The sequence below is a fragment of the Streptomyces sp. NBC_00075 genome, assembly GCF_045041225.1.
In the GTDB taxonomy this organism is placed as follows: Bacteria; Actinomycetota; Actinomycetes; order Streptomycetales; family Streptomycetaceae; genus Streptomyces; species Streptomyces adonidis.
Window position 1 is genome coordinate 8,455,805 of the sequence record NZ_CP108243.1, and the last position, 16,587, is coordinate 8,472,391.

Annotated in this window: 12 protein-coding genes; 8 read left to right on the forward strand and 4 right to left on the reverse strand. The window is 70.7% G+C overall.

Features of this window, described 5'->3' with window-relative positions; genetic code table 11:
* The 4 genes from OG787_RS37060 to OG787_RS37075 form a co-directional block, all read right to left on the reverse strand.
* Complete coding sequence (locus OG787_RS37060) at nt 1-2,391, reverse strand: DUF3488 and DUF4129 domain-containing transglutaminase family protein (protein WP_369035394.1); 2,391 nt, start codon at nt 2,389-2,391, stop codon at nt 1-3.
* The gene (locus OG787_RS37065; protein ID WP_369035395.1) at nt 2,388-3,752 is read right to left on the reverse strand and encodes a DUF58 domain-containing protein; all 1,365 of its coding nucleotides are present in this window, start codon (nt 3,750-3,752) and stop codon (nt 2,388-2,390) included. The genes OG787_RS37060 and OG787_RS37065 overlap by 4 nt, the downstream gene beginning before the upstream one ends.
* Nucleotides 3,749-4,789: an AAA family ATPase gene (locus OG787_RS37070; protein ID WP_369035396.1), complete on the reverse strand. Its 1,041-nt coding sequence runs from the start codon at nt 4,787-4,789 to the stop codon at nt 3,749-3,751. Before OG787_RS37070 ends, OG787_RS37065 begins: the two co-directional genes overlap by 4 nt.
* A 250-nt stretch (nt 4,790-5,039) precedes the next feature.
* Complete coding sequence (locus OG787_RS37075; RefSeq protein ID WP_405540700.1) at nt 5,040-5,594, reverse strand: beta-class carbonic anhydrase; 555 nt, start codon at nt 5,592-5,594, stop codon at nt 5,040-5,042.
* A gap of 269 nt (nt 5,595-5,863) precedes the next feature.
* Here OG787_RS37075 and rsmH point away from each other — a divergent pair, with 269 nt between their 5' ends.
* The 8 genes from rsmH (at nt 5,864) to ftsW (ending at nt 16,585) form a co-directional block, all read left to right on the forward strand.
* The gene (gene rsmH, locus OG787_RS37080; RefSeq protein WP_405538164.1) at nt 5,864-6,820 is read left to right on the forward strand and encodes a 16S rRNA (cytosine(1402)-N(4))-methyltransferase RsmH; all 957 of its coding nucleotides are present in this window, start codon (nt 5,864-5,866) and stop codon (nt 6,818-6,820) included.
* Between the two features lie 52 nt (nt 6,821-6,872).
* Complete coding sequence (locus OG787_RS37085) at nt 6,873-7,436, forward strand: hypothetical protein (protein WP_405538165.1); 564 nt, start codon at nt 6,873-6,875, stop codon at nt 7,434-7,436.
* Between the two features lie 5 nt (nt 7,437-7,441).
* The gene (locus tag OG787_RS37090; RefSeq protein ID WP_369035400.1) at nt 7,442-9,394 is read left to right on the forward strand and encodes a peptidoglycan D,D-transpeptidase FtsI family protein; all 1,953 of its coding nucleotides are present in this window, start codon (nt 7,442-7,444) and stop codon (nt 9,392-9,394) included.
* A 30-nt stretch (nt 9,395-9,424) separates the two neighbouring features.
* Nucleotides 9,425-11,113, forward strand: coding sequence for a UDP-N-acetylmuramoyl-L-alanyl-D-glutamate--2,6-diaminopimelate ligase (locus tag OG787_RS37095; RefSeq protein WP_405538166.1), 1,689 nt, complete (start codon nt 9,425-9,427; stop codon nt 11,111-11,113).
* A 4-nt stretch (nt 11,114-11,117) separates the two neighbouring features.
* Nucleotides 11,118-12,548, forward strand: a complete 1,431-nt coding sequence (gene murF, locus OG787_RS37100; RefSeq protein WP_369035402.1) for a UDP-N-acetylmuramoyl-tripeptide--D-alanyl-D-alanine ligase — start codon at nt 11,118-11,120, stop codon at nt 12,546-12,548.
* Nucleotides 12,545-13,618, forward strand: coding sequence for a phospho-N-acetylmuramoyl-pentapeptide-transferase (gene mraY, locus OG787_RS37105; protein WP_369035403.1), 1,074 nt, complete (start codon nt 12,545-12,547; stop codon nt 13,616-13,618). Before murF ends, mraY begins: the two co-directional genes overlap by 4 nt.
* Nucleotides 13,600-15,042: a UDP-N-acetylmuramoyl-L-alanine--D-glutamate ligase gene (murD, locus tag OG787_RS37110; RefSeq protein ID WP_369035404.1), complete on the forward strand. Its 1,443-nt coding sequence runs from the start codon at nt 13,600-13,602 to the stop codon at nt 15,040-15,042. Before mraY ends, murD begins: the two co-directional genes overlap by 19 nt.
* A 169-nt stretch (nt 15,043-15,211) precedes the next feature.
* Nucleotides 15,212-16,585: a putative lipid II flippase FtsW gene (gene ftsW, locus OG787_RS37115; protein WP_405538168.1), complete on the forward strand. Its 1,374-nt coding sequence runs from the start codon at nt 15,212-15,214 to the stop codon at nt 16,583-16,585.
* The last annotated feature ends 2 nt before the right edge of the window (nt 16,586-16,587 follow it).

Below are 16,587 nucleotides of genomic sequence, written 5' to 3' on the forward strand. Positions count from 1 at the left end.
TCAGCTGTGCTGACCCCACGGCTTGCGCAGGTTCGGCCTGGCCGCCGACGCGCGCTCACCGAGCGCCGCCAGCCGCGCCGACAGAGCCCACACCACTCGTACGGTCGAACGCGGGGCGAACATCGCACGCAACTGTGTGCCCCGGCCCACCGTGGTGCGCAGGGCCTCGGTCACCCGGCGCACATCCTCCGCGAGCCCCGCCGTCGGGCGTGGAACCGGCGCGTACAGGACCTGCTCCACGGCATCCGCGACCCGGTGCACCGCGTCCGCCGCCGGCGGATCGAGATGGCCGAGACGCACGATCCGGGCAGCCGCCTTGCGAGGCGTCTGCGACTCCTCCGGACTGATGCCGAAGTCCCAGGCCGTGTCCGTCAGTTCCTGCCAGGCCGACAGGGCGTGGACCGCCGCGTCGGCCTCACTGCGGCCGTGCGCCCCGAGCCGTACGGCCCGGATCCGCAGCCGCCACAGCATCGGCAACAGCAGAAGACCCACCAGGGCCAGCGCACCCAGCGTCCAGCCCAGAGCGGCCGACCACCAGCCACCGTCGTCGCCCTGGCTCAGCGCCACCGCCGCGGACTCGCTCGCGCACCCGCCGTCCAGCCGCCGCTGCGCCGCCGTGCACGTCTCGCTCGCCGAGGCGGAGTCGGAGGGCGCCACGGAGGCGTTCTGGGAGGGCACGTCCGGGTCCGGGATGGTGCTGCCCGGCGCCTGGGACTGCGTGTACTCGGGCACCGAACCACGGGTCGGGGTCGGCTCGAAACGGGTCCAGCCGACACCCTCGAAGTACAGCTCCGGCCAGGCGTGCGCGTCGCGCAGCCCCACCGACACCGTGCCGTCGGGCTCCGGCGTACCCGGCGCGAAGCCCACCGCGACCCGGGCCGGAATGCCCAGCGTGCGGGCCATCGACGCCATCGCGAAGGAGAAGTGGACGCAGAAGCCCTCCTTGTCCCGCAGGAACCGCGCGATCGCGTTGGAGCCGCTGCCGACCTGCACCTGGGTGTCGTACCGGAAGCCGCCGCTCACCGAGAACCAGTCCTGGAGCTTGACCGCCTGCTCGTAGGCGTTGGTCGAACCAGCGGTGACCTCGCGCGCGGTGCGCGCCACGATCGCCGGCAGCGACTCCGGGACCTGTGTGAACTCACGCACCAGCGCCGGGTCCGGCTCCGGAGCCTCGGCGAGCTGCTCCGCGGTCGGCTGCACGTCCAGGCTCGTCACCGTGTACCGCACACCGCGCGTGTTCTGGCCGTGGTCACCGACGAGGGTGCGGCCCACCGGCTCGAAGCGCCAGCTGCCGTCGATCTTCACCCCGGTCGCCGGATACGGCATCGGCAGCCAGTCCTGGGCGTACCAGTCCGCCGCCGAGATGGTGGTCGTGATCTCGGTGCGCCGCACGTCCGCGCTGAGGCCGAGCGGAGTCGGGAACTTGTCCGGCACATCCTGGATGTGCCGCTGGGACGGCTTCCACGCGGTGCCGTCGAAGGAGTCGAGCGAGACGATCCGCAGATACAGGTCCTGGGTGTCCTCGGTGCTGTTGCGCACCGACATGACCTGGCGGTCCTCGTCCACGTTCAGGCTGTCCCGCAGCGACACCAGCGGGTTCACGGCGGAGATCGTGCCGCCGTCCCCGCTGCCCGAGCCCACACCGGTCCCGGTGGCGTCCAGCAGCCCGCCGTCGAGCGAGGGCAGCGCCAGCGGCACCACCAGGGCGACGCCCAGCGCGACCGCGCCGATCCGCCGTCCCGTGCGTACGGGCGCGATCGCACCGCCGGACGACTGCTCGCCCGGGGCGCGCGGCGCGCCGCCGAAGACCCGGCCCCACTGGGACAGCCGGTCCCGGCCCTCGGCCAGCAGCAGCATCAGATAGCCCGCCGCCGCCAGCAGGAACCACAGCCAGGCACCGCCACCGTCGGACAGTCCGGCCGCGACCGAGTACAGCGCGAGCAGCGGCAGCCCGGCCGGAGCCGCGGCCCGGAACGTCACCGCGAGGGTGTCCACCGCGAGCCCGATCAGCAGGACACCGCCGACCAGCATCAGGCGTATGCCGTCGGACAGCGGCGCCGGAATGGCGTACCGCCCGACGTCCTCCGTGCCCGTCTGGAGCAGCGTGCCGAACTGCTGGAAGGCGTCGGGGCCGGGGATCAGGCCGAAGAACGCCTGCTCCCGGACGAAGAGCAGGGTCATCAGGACGAGCGTGACCAGAAGCTGCGCCGCCACCGTCAGCGGCCAGGCCAGCGGCACCCGCCGGGCCCCCGCGCCGACGACCGTCTGCACGCCCAGCAGGAAGGCCACCTGAAGCAGCCAGCTCACGTTCTCGACCAGCGGCAGCAGGGCACACGCCGCCAGCATCGTCGCCACCCAGGCGCACAGCGCCAGTCGTGCGCGCCCGCTCATGACCGTCCCTCCCCGCCGCTGACGGCGCCGAGACCGGAACGCACCCGGTCCGCCTGGCGCCACACGTCGCTCATCGCGGCCCCTCGTGGCACCCGCACCGCCGTCCAGCCCGCCTCGCGCAGCATCCGCAGCGACTCCTCGCCCGGGTCCTCAGGACCCGGCACATCGTTGGCTTCGCGCACCCAGGTCTCACTGTCCAGCACGAAGGCGACCGCTCCGCCGCTGCGCTGGCGCATCTTCGCGGCCACCTGGGCCTGCTCCTCGTCGAGGTCGCCGAAGAACGCCATCAGCAGCCCCTCGCCGCCGCCGCGCAGCACGTCGTACGCGCGGGAGATGTCCATGCCGTCCGAGTGGTCGATCACCGCGAGCGTGTCCATCATCAGCCCGGCCGCGTCCGCCGACTCCTGGCTGGCGCCCGCGAAACCCTCGCCGCCCTCGCCGGGCACGGAGTTGCCCGTGTCCGTCAACAGCCGTACGGAAAAGCCCCGTTCGAGCATGTGGACCAGGACGGACGCGGCGCCCGAGACCGCCCACTCGAAGGCCGAGTCCGGGCCCGCGCCCAGATAGGCGATGCCCCGGGTGTCGAGGAGCACCGTGCAGCGGGCACGCTGCGGCTGCTCCTCGCGGCGCACCATCAGCTCGCCGTAGCGGGCCGTGGAGCGCCAGTGCACACGACGCAGGTCGTCGCCGTAGCGGTACCCGCGCGGGATCACGTCGTCCTCGCCGGCCAGCGCCAGCGAGCGCTGCCGTCCCTCGCCGTACCCCTTGGCCTCGCCGGTCAGCCGCACCGGCGGCAGGGCCTCCACGCGCGGGATGACCGTCAGGGTGTCGTACGTCGAGAAGGAGCGGGTCAGCTCGCACATGCCGAACGGGTCGGTCAGCCGCAGCTGGAGCGGGCCCAGCGGATAGCGGCCGCGCAGGTCGGAGCGGACACGGTAGGACACCTCGCGGCGTCCGCCCGCCTCCACCCGGTCCAAGACGAAGCGGGGGCGCGGACCGAGCACGTACGGCACCCGGTCCTGGAGCATCAGCAGGCCCGTGGGCAGCCGCGAGACGTTGTCCATGCGGAGATGGACCCGGGCCTCCTCCGCGGCGGGCACGCGCGCGGGGGAGAGCCTGCGGCTGCCCGCCACCCGGTAGCGCGTGCGGTACAGGACGGTCGCGCAGACCAGCGGGAGTACGGAGAGCAGCAGCCCCACCCGGAGCAGATCGCTCTGCCCCAGGACGTACGCGCAGATGGCGGCGGCGACCCCGGCGGCCAGGAAGGAGCGCCCGCGGGTGGTGAGACCGGCCAGCGCCGTACGCACCCCGCCCTTCTCGCCCTGGTCGTCCTCCGGGTGCCCCGGCGCGCCTGCGCTCATCCAAGCCTCCGGGGCGGCTGCTGCCCGAAGTCGGGCGCCGAGCGGCCCATGCCGAAGCCGCTCTGCTGCTGGGGCGCCGCGGGCACCGCGGTGCGCTGGAGGATCTCCTGGACGACCTGTTCGGACGTCCGGCGGTTCAGCTGGGCCTGGGCGGTGGGCAGCAGGCGGTGGGCCAGGACGGCCACGGCGAGGGCCTGGACGTCGTCCGGCAGCGCGTACTCCCGGCCGCTCAGGGCGGCGGACGCCTTCGCTGCGCGCAGCAGATGCAGCGTCGCGCGCGGCGAGGCGCCGAGTCTGAGGTCGGGGTGGTTGCGCGTGGCGCCGACCAGGTCCACGGCGTACCGCCGGACCGAGTCCGCGACGTGGACGTTGCGGACGGCCTCGACCAGCTTGACGATGTCGTGCGCGTGGGCCACCGGCTGGAGGTCGTCCAGCGGTGAGACACCGCCGTGCACGTCCAGCATCTGCAGTTCGGCCTCCGGGCTCGGGTAGCCGATGGAGACGCGGGCCATGAAGCGGTCGCGCTGTGCCTCGGGGAGCGGGTAGGTGCCCTCCATCTCGACCGGGTTCTGGGTGGCCACCACCATGAAGGGGCTGGGCAGTTCGTAGGTCGTCCCGTCGATGGTGACCTGGCGTTCCTCCATGGACTCAAGCAGCGCGGACTGGGTCTTCGGCGAGGCACGGTTGATCTCGTCGCCGATCACGATCTGCGCGAAGATCGCCCCCGGTTTGAACTCGAAGTCGCGGCGCTGCTGGTCCCAGATGGACACACCCGTGATGTCCGAGGGCAGCAGGTCCGGCGTGAACTGAATGCGCCGCACGGAACAGTCGATGGACTTGGCCAGCGTCTTCGCCAGCATGGTCTTGCCGACGCCGGGCACATCTTCGATCAGAAGATGCCCCTCGGCGAGCAGCACGGTCAGCGAAAGCCGTACGACCTCAGGCTTGCCCTCGATCACTCCCTCCACCGAACTGCGGACTCGCTCCACAGTGGCGGTCAGATCAGTGAGGCTCGCTCGATCGTCATAGGTCGTCACACGGCCCTCCTAGGCCCGTTCTTTCTCCGGGCCGACGCGCTGCGATGCGGACCGGCCCACCCCGAAACACGGACGGCACGCGGGAGAAGTTCCGCGTGACGCCACACCCGCATTCTTGTTGCCGTTACCGGTTCGTGTCACTCGCCTGTGGATAACTGGCAGGGCTATGTCTGGTTTTCCGGCCTTTTCGGCCCTGAAGTGCAGGGTAAATTTCGTAGAGACATACGTAAGGATGCGCGTTCCGGTTCGGTTACGCGGGGTCGATCTCACGCAGCAGGCCGGACTTCACGTCGAAGACGAAGCCGCGGACGTCGTCGGTGTGCAGCAGGAACGGGTTGGTGCGCACGCGCTGCATCGACTGGCGTACGTCCTGGTCGACGTCCCGGAAGGCCTCCACCGCCCACGCCGGACGCTGTCCGACCTCGACCTCCAGCTCGTGCCGGAACTCCTCGGTGAGGGACTCCAGGCCGCAGCCGGTGTGGTGGATGAGGATGACGCTGCGGGTGCCGAGCGCCCGCTGGCTGATGGTCAGGGAGCGGATCACGTCGTCGGTCACCGCACCGCCCGCGTTGCGGATGGTGTGGCAGTCACCCAGCGCCAGACCGAGCGCGTCGTGCAGGTCGAGACGGGCGTCCATACAGGCCACGACCGCCACCCGGAGCACCGGACGGGCGTCCATCCCCGGGTCGGTGAAGGCGGCGGCATAGCGCTCGTTGGCCTCGACGAGACGGTCGATGACGGCGTCCTCGGTGGATATGGCGCCTTCGGGTCCGGTGGGAACTGATGCAGAAGTCGTCATAACCATGACGGTACTGGTCACGGCCCTTCCGGGCCCGCTGTGAGAGGGGACAAAGAACATCAATGAGTGTTGTTGTGAGGTAACCCACACGCGTGGTGCGAGTGTACCCGTATGGGTGATTGCTGGCGATTTACGGCTTCGGTGTGCGGGGTGCCGCGACGCGCAGGGCCGGTTGATTGACCGGCAGTCACCGTGGACTAAAGTGACGCGAAGTTTGATTTCCCGCGTGCGCGGCGCGTACGTATGGCTGGCCGTGCCGGACCTGAGAGGGCCCCTTGAGCCAGAGTCGACACGTTCCGGTGATGCTCCAGCGGTGCCTGGACCTGTTGGCCCCCGCACTGGAGCGGCCCGGAGCGGTCGTCGTCGACTGCACCCTCGGCCTCGGCGGCCACAGCGAGGCACTGCTCGACCGTTTCCCCGAGGCCAGGCTGGTCGCCCTCGACCGCGACAAGGAGGCACTGCGCCTCTCCGGCGAGCGGCTCGCCCCCTTCGGCGAGCGGGCCGAGCTGGTGCACGCGGTCTACGACGAACTGCCCGACGTACTCGACCGGCTGGACCTGCCGAAGGTCGACGGGATCCTCTTCGACCTCGGGGTCTCCTCCATGCAACTCGACGAGGCCGACCGGGGGTTCGCCTACGCCCAGGACGCACCGCTCGACATGCGCATGGACCAGACGACCGGGATCAGCGCCGCCGAGGTCCTCAACACCTACCCCGCCGGTGAACTCGTCCGGATCCTCAGGGCGTACGGCGAGGAGAAGCAGGCCAAGCGGATCGTCTCCGCGGTCGTGCGCGAGCGCGACAAGGAGCCGTTCAGCAACAGCGCCCGGCTGGTCGAACTGATCCGCGACTCGCTGCCGCAGGCCGCCAAGCGCACCGGCGGCAACCCCGCCAAGCGGACCTTCCAGGCGCTGCGCATCGAGGTCAACGGTGAACTGACCGTCCTGGAACGGGCGATCCCGGCCGCGGTGAAGGCGCTCGCCGTCGGCGGACGGATCGCCGTCCTGTCGTACCACTCGCTCGAAGACCGGCTGGTCAAGCAGGTGTTCGCGGCCGGTGCCGCCAACACCGCGCCCCCCGGACTGCCCGTCGTGCCCGAGCGCTACCAGCCGCGGCTCAAGCTGCTCACCCGTGGTGCCGAACTTCCCACCGAGGAAGAGGTCGCCGAGAACCGGCGAGCCGCCCCGGCGCGACTGCGCGGGGCCCAACGCATCAGGGAGGACGCCGAGTGAGGCGTACGGAGGGGACGACGGGTGAGCGCTGTGTCTTCCCGGGGAGGGACGAGTGAGTAGGAATCCCGAGCTGAAGGGCCGGGCGGCCCGGCTCGCGCGGCTCTTCCCCGCGGGGCCGGGGCAGGCCGCCCGTACCCCCTTCGTCCTGCTCGTCGTCTTTCTGCTGGGCGGGGGTCTCATCGGGCTCCTGGTGCTGAACTCCGCGCTCAGCGAAGGCGGGTTCCGCCTCGACGACCTCCAGAAGGACACCAAGAGCCTCACCGACGAGGAACAGGCCCTCCAGCGCGACGTGGACGCCTACGCCGCGCCCGACGCCCTCCAGCGCCGGGCCAGGGAACTCGGCATGGTGCCCGGCGGCGACCCGGCCTTCCTGAACCCCGACGGCACCGTCAAGGGCGTCCCGGGGCCGGCGGAACAGGCGGCACTGCGCATCCCCGAGGTGATCCCGCCCGAGGCGATCGTGCCCGAGCCGGTGCCCAGCCCTACGCCGACGCCCACGCCGAGCGCCACTCTGACGCCTACGCCTACGCCCACGCCGACCCCCTCCGTGTCGGCGTCCCCCGCGCAGGTACCCGTAGCCACCCCCACCCTCCCCTCCACGACCCCCGGCAGGTGACGGAAGTGTCCGACAGGGAACCGCCGCGCCGCCGTGTGCCCGCACCGGCCAGGTCCGCCCGCCCCGGCGTCGCCCGCCGGCCGGGCCCCGGCGCCCGCCCCGCCCGCCGCCCCGCCGCCCCTCGCCCGGGCGGGCCCAAGGTCATCCGGCTCGGCAGCCCCCGGCCCCGGCTGCGCATGGTCAGCCTCGCGCTGGCCCTGGTGCTGATCGCCTTCGTCGTACGGCTGCTCCAGGTGCAGGCCGTCGACGCGAGCGAGTACGCCGCCAAGGCCGAGCAGAACCGGTACGTCGGCCGCACCCTGGCCGCCGAGCGCGGCGAGATCACCGACCGCAACGGCGTCGAACTGGCGACCAGCGTGGACGCGTACGACATCACCGCCGACCCGATGATGTTCACGCCGAAGAGCACGAAACTGGCCGACGCCCCCGAGCAGGCCGCCGCCCTTCTCGCGCCGATCCTCGGGCAGGACGCGGACGCCGTCGCGAAGAAGCTGAAGACGCCGAACACCCGCTACATGCTCCTCGCGCACCGCCAGACCCCCCAGGTGTGGACGCAGATCAAGGATCTGAAGTCGACCCTGGCGGCCAAGTCCGGAACCGATCCGGACACCGTGAACGTCCTCGCCGGTGTGCTGGCCGTGCCCGCGAGCAAGCGCGTCTATCCGAACGGCGGGCTCGCCGCCGGACTGCTGGGCTGGGTCAGCGCCGACGGCAAGGGCGGCGGCGGCCTCGAACAGCAGCTGAACGGCGAACTGGCCGGGCAGGACGGCAAGATCCGGTACGCGCAGTCAGGGGGACGGCAGGTGCCCACCGCCGATTCCACCGAGACGCCCGCCGTGCCCGGTACCGATGTCGAGCTGACCATCGACCGCGACATCCAGTGGGCCGCGCAGAACGCCATCACCGAGCAGGTGAAGGAGTCGAAGGCGGACCGCGGGTACGTGATAGTGCAGGACACCCGGACCGGACAGATCCTGGCCATGGCCAACTCGCCCGGCTTCGACCCCAATGACCTGACGAAGGCGAACCCGGACGCGCTCGGCAACGCGGCTCTCCAGGACGCCTACGAGCCCGGTTCCACCGCCAAGGTCATGTCGATGGCCGCCGTACTCGAGGAGAACGTCGCCACGCCCGCGACGCATGTCGTCGTACCCAACCGGCTGCACCGGGGCGACCGGCTCTTCAAGGACGACATCGACCACCCGACCTGGTACCTCACGCTCAACGGCGTGCTCGCCAAGTCCAGCAACATCGGCACCATCCTGGCCACCGGCCAGCTCGGCAAGAGCCAGGCGCAGTCCAACCAGGTCCTCTACTCCTATCTGCGCAAGTTCGGCATCGGCGGCTACACCGGGATCGACTTCCCCGGCGAGACCAAGGGCATCCTCGCGTCCCCCGGCGAGTGGTCGACCTCGCAGCAGTTCACGATTCCTTTCGGCCAGGGCTTCTCCCTCAACGCGCTCCAGGCGGCCTCCGTCTACTCGACGATCGCCAATGGCGGCGTCCGCGTGGAGCCGAGCCTGATCCGGGGCACCAAGGGCGCCGACGGCCGGTTCACCCCCGCCGCCGAGCCCAAGAAGACCCGTGTCGTCAGCGAGAAGACGGCGAAGACCCTCGCCAGGATGCTGGAGTCCGTCGTGGACGACGAGGAGGGCACCGGCACCAAGGCGCGCATTCCCGGCTACCGCGTGGCGGGCAAGACGGGTACGGCCAACCGCGTGGATCCGGCCACCGGCCGCTACCACGGCTACACCTCGTCGTTCGCCGGGTTCGCGCCCGCCGACAACCCCCGCATCACCGTCTACTGCGCCATCCAGAACGCCACCAAGGGCAGTTACTTCGGCGGCCAGATCTGTGGCCCCATCTACAAGGAGGTCATGGAGTTCGCCCTGAAGACCCTTCAGGTACCGCCCACCGGGGCCGAGGCCGCGAATCTCCCCGTGACCTTCACACCCTGATCAGCACGGAAACCAGCCAGGAAACAGCTCGTGAACACGATCTCTCCCGACTCTCCCGACCCGGGGCACAGCGACCCGGCGCACGCCCCGGCCGCGCCCTCACTTCGCTCGTCCGGGGGTGCGCCCGGTACGCTCACCGCCGTGCCAAACGCCGATCAGTACCAATCCACCCAGAAGGGCGTTCCTGTGACATATCCGGGACCGCCGAGGCCGGTTCATGTGTCCGCCACACCCCTCGCGGAACTGGCCGGACAGCTGGGTGCCCCACAGCCCCCGACCACGGGGGACGCAGTCGTCGCGGTCACGGGCATCACCCATGACTCGCGCGCCGTCCGCCCCGGCGACCTGTACGCCGCCCTCCCGGGGGCCCGGCTGCACGGCGCCGACTTCGTCACGCAGGCGGCCGGCCTCGGCGCCGCCGCCGTGCTGACCGACCCGACGGGCGCCGAGCGTGCCGCCGCCACCGGGCTCCCGGTGCTGGTGGCCGACGACCCGCGCGCGCGGATGGGCGAGCTGGCGGCCACGATCTACGGCCGTCCGGGGCGTGACCTGCTCCAGATCGGCATCACCGGCACCTCCGGCAAGACCACCACCGCGTACCTCGTCGAGGGCGGTCTGAAGACGGACCGGGCCACCGGACTGATCGGCACGGTCGAGACCCGCATCGGCGACGAGCGCATCAAGTCCGAGCGCACCACGCCCGAGGCCACCGACCTCCAGGCCCTGTTCGCGGTGATGCGCGAACGCGGGGTCGAGGCGGTCGCCATGGAGGTCTCCAGCCACGCCCTGGTCCTCGGCCGGGTCGACGGCTGCGTCTTCGACATCGCCGTGTTCAACAACCTCAGCCCGGAACACATGGAGTTCCACTCCGACATGGAGGACTACTTCCAGGCCAAGGCCGGGCTGTTCACTCCCCGACGCAGCAAACTCGGGGTCGTCAACCTCGACGACGCCTACGGCCGACGGCTCGCCCGGGAGGCCGCCGTACCGGTCGTCACCTTCTCCGCCGAGGGACACCCGGACGCCGACTGGCGCGCCGACGACGTCCGGATCGGCCCGATGGACTCGACGTTCACCGTGGTCGGCCCCAAGGACCAGCGGATCAGCGCCAGATCGCCGCTCGCGGGCACCTTCAACGTCGCCAACACCCTCGCCGCGATCGTCGCCCTCGCCGAGGCCGGGCTCGACCCGCAGGCCGCCGCCGACGGCATCGCCGCGGTGCCCGGAGTGCCGGGGCGCCTGGAGCGGGTGGACGTGGGCCAGCCGTACCTCGCGGTCGTCGACTACGCGCACAAGACGGACGCCGTCGAATCGGTGCTGCGGGCCCTCCGCAAGGTCACCGAGGGCGAGTTGCACGTCGTGCTCGGCTGCGGCGGCGACCGGGACAGGACCAAGCGCGAGCCGATGGGCGCCGCCGTGGCCCGGCTCGCCGACACCGCCGTACTGACCTCCGACAACCCCCGCTCCGAGGACCCCCTCGCGATCCTCGCGACGATGCTCCAGGGCGCGGCCTCCGTGCCGGCGCACGAGCGCGGCGAGGTCCAGGTGTTCGAGGACCGGGGCGCGGCCATCGCCGCCGCCGTGGCCCGCGCACGGCCCGGGGACACCGTGCTGGTCGCGGGCAAGGGCCATGAGCAGGGCCAGGACATCGCCGGGGTGGTCCGTCCGTTCGACGACCGCCAGGTGCTTCGAGAAGCCATCCAGAAGACCCAGGGATGAACTTGTGATCGCCCTCTCCCTCGCCGAGATCGCAGCAGTCGTCGGCGGGCAGACTTACGACATACCGGATCCGTCGGTCCAGGTCACCGGACAGGTCGTCAGGGACTCCCGTGAGGTGGAGCCCGGCAGCCTCTTCGTCGCCTTCGCCGGCGAGCACGTCGACGGCCACGACTTCGCCGCCCAGGTCGTCGAGGCGGGCGCCGTCGCCGTACTGGCGTCCCGTCAGGTCGGCGTACCCGCGATCGTCGTGGACGACGTACAGCGGGCGCTGGGCGCCCTCGCGCGGCACGTGGTCCAGAAGCTCGGCGCGACCCTCGTGGCCCTCACCGGCTCCGCGGGCAAGACCAGCACCAAGGACCTGATCGCCCAGGTGCTCCGGCACAAGGCGCCGACCGTCTTCACACCGGGCTCGTTCAACAACGAGATCGGGCTGCCGCTGACCGCGCTGAGCGCCACCGAGGAGACCGGGTTCCTGGTCCTGGAGATGGGCGCCCGCGGCATCGGGCACATCCGCTACCTGACGGATCTGACGCCCCCGCGGATCGGCCTCGTCATCAACGTCGGCACCGCCCACATCGGCGAGTTCGGCGGCCGCGAGCAGATCGCACAAGCGAAGGGCGAACTCGTCGAGGCACTGCCCTCGGCGGCGGACGGCGGCACCGCGATCCTCAACGCCGACGATCCCCTCGTACGGGCCATGGCGGCTCGAACAAAGGCGAAGGTGATCTTCTTCGGAGAGTCCGGCGAAGCGGACGTACGCGCCGAGAACGTACGACTCACGGACAGGGGACAGCCCGCCTTCAGGCTCCACACACCCTCCGGTGCAAGCGACGTGACCATGCGCCTGTACGGTGAGCATCACGTGTCGAACGCGCTCGCCGCGGCCGCCGTCGCCCATGAGCTGGGCATGTCCGCAGACGAGATCGCCACCGCGCTCTCCGAGGCGGGCTCCCTCTCCCGCTGGCGCATGGAGGTCACCGAGCGCCCGGACGGCGTGACGATCGTCAACGACGCCTACAACGCGAACCCCGAGTCCATGAGAGCGGCTTTGCGCGCGCTTGCCGCCATGGGTACAGCCTCACGGGCAAGGGGGGGCCGTACGTGGGCGGTGCTCGGCAAGATGGCCGAGCTCGGGGACGAGGCGCTCGCCGAGCACGACGCGGTCGGACGGCTCGCCGTCCGGCTCAATGTCGGCAAGCTCGTCGCGGTCGGGGGCAGGGAAGCGTCCTGGCTCCAACTGGGCGCATATAACGAGGGTTCGTGGGGTGAGGAGTCGGTGCACGTGTCCGACGCACAGGCGGCTGTCGACCTGTTGCGCAGCGAGCTGCGCCCAGGGGATGTCGTGCTCGTGAAGGCGTCCCGGTCGGTCGGGCTCGAACGGGTGGCGCAGGCGCTGCTCGTCGGCGGCGTCGAGGGTGAGGTCGCCGCCCGATGATGAACCAGATCCTGTTCTCGGGCGTCATCGGTATGTTCCTGACGCTGGTCGGCACCCCGCTGCTGATCAAGCTGCTGGCCCGGAAGGGCTACGGCCAGTACATCCGTGACGACGGCCCGCGCGAGCACCACGCCAAGCGCGGTACGCCGACCATGGGCGGTATCGCCTTCATCCTGGCGACGATCGCCGCGTACTTCCTGTCCAAGCTGATCACCGGCAAGCCGCCGACCTTCTCCGGGCTGCTCGTGCTCGGTCTGATGGGCGGCATGGGCCTCGTCGGCTTCCTGGACGACTACATCAAGATCGTGAAGCGGCGCTCGCTCGGTCTGCGGGCCAAGGCGAAGATGGCCGGTCAGCTGACCGGCGGTATCGCCTTCGCGGTGCTCTCGCTCCAGTTCGCGGACAACCGCGGCAACACGCCGGCCTCGACGAAGCTCTCCTTCGTCCAGGACTTCGGCTGGTCGATCGGCCCGGTGCTGTTCGTCGTCTGGGCGCTCTTCATGATCCTCGCGATGTCGAACGGCGTGAACCTGACGGACGGTCTGGACGGCCTCGCCACCGGCGCCTCCGTCCTCGTCTTCGGCGCGTACACGTTCATCGGCGTCTGGCAGTTCCAGGAGTCCTGCGCCAACGCGGCGACCCTGACCAACCCGTCCGCCTGTTACGAGGTACGAGATCCACTGGACCTCGCCGTCGTCTCCTCGGCGCTGATGGGTGCCTGTCTCGGCTTCCTGTGGTGGAACACGTCGCCCGCCAAGATCTTCATGGGCGACACCGGTTCACTGGCCCTGGGCGGCGCGCTCGCCGGCCTCGCGATCTGCTCCCGTACGGAGCTGCTGCTCGCTCTCCTCGGCGGCCTGTTCGTGCTGATCACCATGTCGGTGGTCATCCAGGTCGGCTCCTTCAAGCTCACCGGCAAGCGGGTCTTCCGGATGGCGCCACTCCAGCACCACTTCGAGCTCAAGGGCTGGTCCGAAGTGCTCATCGTGGTCCGCTTCTGGATCATCCAGGGCATCTGCGTGATCGTCGGACTGGGCATCTTCTACGCGGGATGGGCGGCCGACAAGTGACGTCCGGTCAGGGCAGCGACTGGAACGGCGTGCGTGTCATCGTCGCCGGACTCGGCGTGAGCGGCATCAGCGCCGCCCGCGCCCTGACCGCTCTCGGCGCCGTCGTCACCGTCGTGGACGGCGGCGACTCCGAGGCTCACCGGGAACGCGCGGCGGCCCTGGACGGCATCGAGGTCCGCCTCGGCGACGCGGAGACACTGCCCGAGGGGACCGAACTGGTCGTCACCTCGCCCGGCTGGAAGCCGAGTTCACCGCTCTTCGCGGCGGCGGCGTCCGCGGGCGTGGACGTCGTGGGTGACGTGGAGATCGCCTGGCGGCTGCGCGGCCCGGACGCAGCCCCCTGGCTGGCGATCACCGGCACCAACGGCAAGACGACCACGACCCAGATGCTCGCCTCGATCCTGCGCGCGGCGGGCCTGCGTACGGCCGCCGTCGGCAACATCGGCACACCGATCATCGACGTGGTCCTCGGCGAGGAGACGTACGACGTCCTGGCCGTCGAGTTGTCGAGCTACCAGCTCCACTGGGCGCCCTCCCTGCGCGTCCACTCCGCCGCCGTCCTCAACCTCGCCCCCGACCACCTCGACTGGCACGGCTCCATGGAGGCGTACGCCGCCGACAAGGGCCGTATCTACGAGGGCAATCGGGTCGCCTGTGTCTACAACGTGGATGCCACCGACAAACCGTCCACCGAGGACCTGGTGCGCGGCGCGGACGTCGAGGAGGGCTGCCGGGCGATCGGGTTCACGCTCGGTGCCCCCGGGCCGTCCCAACTCGGCGTCGTGGAGGGCATCCTGGTCGACCGCGCCTTCGTCGAGAACCGGCAGCAGAACGCCCAGGAACTGGCCGAGGTCGGGGACGTCGATCCGCCGGCCCCGCACAACATCGCCAACGCCCTTGCCGCGGCTGCCCTCGCACGGGCCTATGGAGTGCCCGCGAAGGCCGTACGGGACGGGCTGCGGGCCTTCACCCCGGACGCGCACCGCATCGCACACGTGGCCGACGTGGACGGGGTCGCATACGTCGACGACTCCAAGGCGACCAACACGCATGCGGCCGAGGCCTCCTTGGCGGCGTACGAGTCGATCGTGTGGATCGCGGGCGGGCTCGCCAAGGGCGCGACCTTCGACGAGCTGGTCGCCAAGTCGGCGAAGCGACTTCGCGGGGTGGTGCTGATCGGCGCCGACCGGGCGCTCATCGGCGAAGCGCTCGCGCGACACGCGCCGGAGGTACCCGTCGTCGACCTCGACCGGACCGACACTGGGGCGATGCTCGCGGCGGTCCGCTCGGCGCGGGGCCTGGCCGGTGCCGGGGACACGGTGCTGTTGGCGCCTGCCTGTGCGTCGATGGACATGTTCGCCAACTACAACAAACGCGGTGACGCGTTCGCGCAGGCGGTTCGCGAACTCGGGGCGGAGACCTGACGGTCGGTCTTCGGCCGCGGACGGTGTCTTCGGGGGCCTTGGAGGGACGCGTGAGGTCGGATATGGCTCGGGAATCATCGGCGGTTTGTCTGCTGCGGGCCGGTGGGGGCTGGTCGCGCAGTTCCCCGCGCCCCTTCGAGGGCGCTGCGCGCCACTCTCGGAGGCGCTGATGGCCGCCAGTAGTCGTACTGGGCGTCCGCCTGTTCAGCGGGCCGTTCGGGTTCGGCGGCCTGCTGCCCCTCGGCCTCCCCGCGACAACCCTGTACGCGCCCTCCAGCGGCGGATCCAGCGGGCCTGGGACCGGCCGCTGACCGCCTACTACGTCATCCTCGGTGGGTCGCTGCTGATCACCGTGCTCGGGCTGGTGATGGTCTACTCGGCCTCTCAGATCACCGCGCTTCAGTTGTCCAAGCCCGGGACGTTCTTCTTTCGCAAACAGTTGCTGGCCGCCACGATCGGCGGGGTGCTGCTGTTCGCCGCCTCCCGGATGCCGGTGAAGCTGCACCGGGCGCTCGCCTATCCGATCCTCGCCGGGGCCGTCTTCATGATGGTCCTCGTGCAGGTGCCGGGGATAGGGGTGTCGATCAACGGGAACCAGAACTGGATCTCGCTGGGCGGCTCCTTCCTGATCCAGCCGAGCGAGTTCGGCAAGCTCGCCCTGGTGCTGTGGGGCGCCGACCTGATCGCCCGCAAGGAGGACAAGCGGCTGCTCACGCAGTGGAAGCACATGCTGGTGCCGCTCGTCCCCGTGACGTTCATGCTGCTCGGCCTGATCATGCTCGGCGGCGACATGGGGACGGCGATCATCCTCACCGCCGTCCTGTTCGGGCTGCTGTGGCTGGCCGGGGCGCCCACGCGGCTGTTCGTGGGCGTGCTGTCGATCGCCACGTTCATCGGGCTCGTCCTCATCAAGACCAGCCCCAACCGTATGGCCCGCTTCCAGTGCATCGGCGCCACCGAGCCGGGCACCGGGGCCACCTCCTGCTGGCAGGCCGTGCACGGGATCTACGCGCTCGCCTCCGGTGGCCTGTTCGGGTCGGGCCTCGGCGCGAGTGTGGAAAAATGGGGGCAACTACCCGAAGCGCACACGGACTTCATCTTCGCCGTCACCGGTGAGGAACTGGGCCTGGCGGGGACGCTGTCGGTGCTCGCCCTCTTCGCGGCCCTAGGCTATGCGGGTATCCGCGTGGCCGGACGCACGGAGGACCCCTTCGTGAGGTATGCCGCGGGAGGCGTGACCACCTGGATCACCGCTCAGGCGGTGGTCAACATCGGTGCGGTGCTCGGTCTGCTGCCGATCGCCGGTGTCCCGCTCCCGCTGTTCTCCTACGGGGGTTCCGCCCTGCTTCCGACCATGTTCGCCATCGGACTGCTGATCGCCTTCGCACGTGACGAACCGGGTGCGCGGGCGGCGCTTTCGTTGCGGCAACCCCGCTTTGGTAGAAAGCGGGGGGCTGGGGGTCCGGTGTCCGATCGGAGCCCCCGGAGATGGAACACGATGCGACGGCGTGCCTCGGCGGCGCGTTCGTCCGGAGAGCGGTGAAT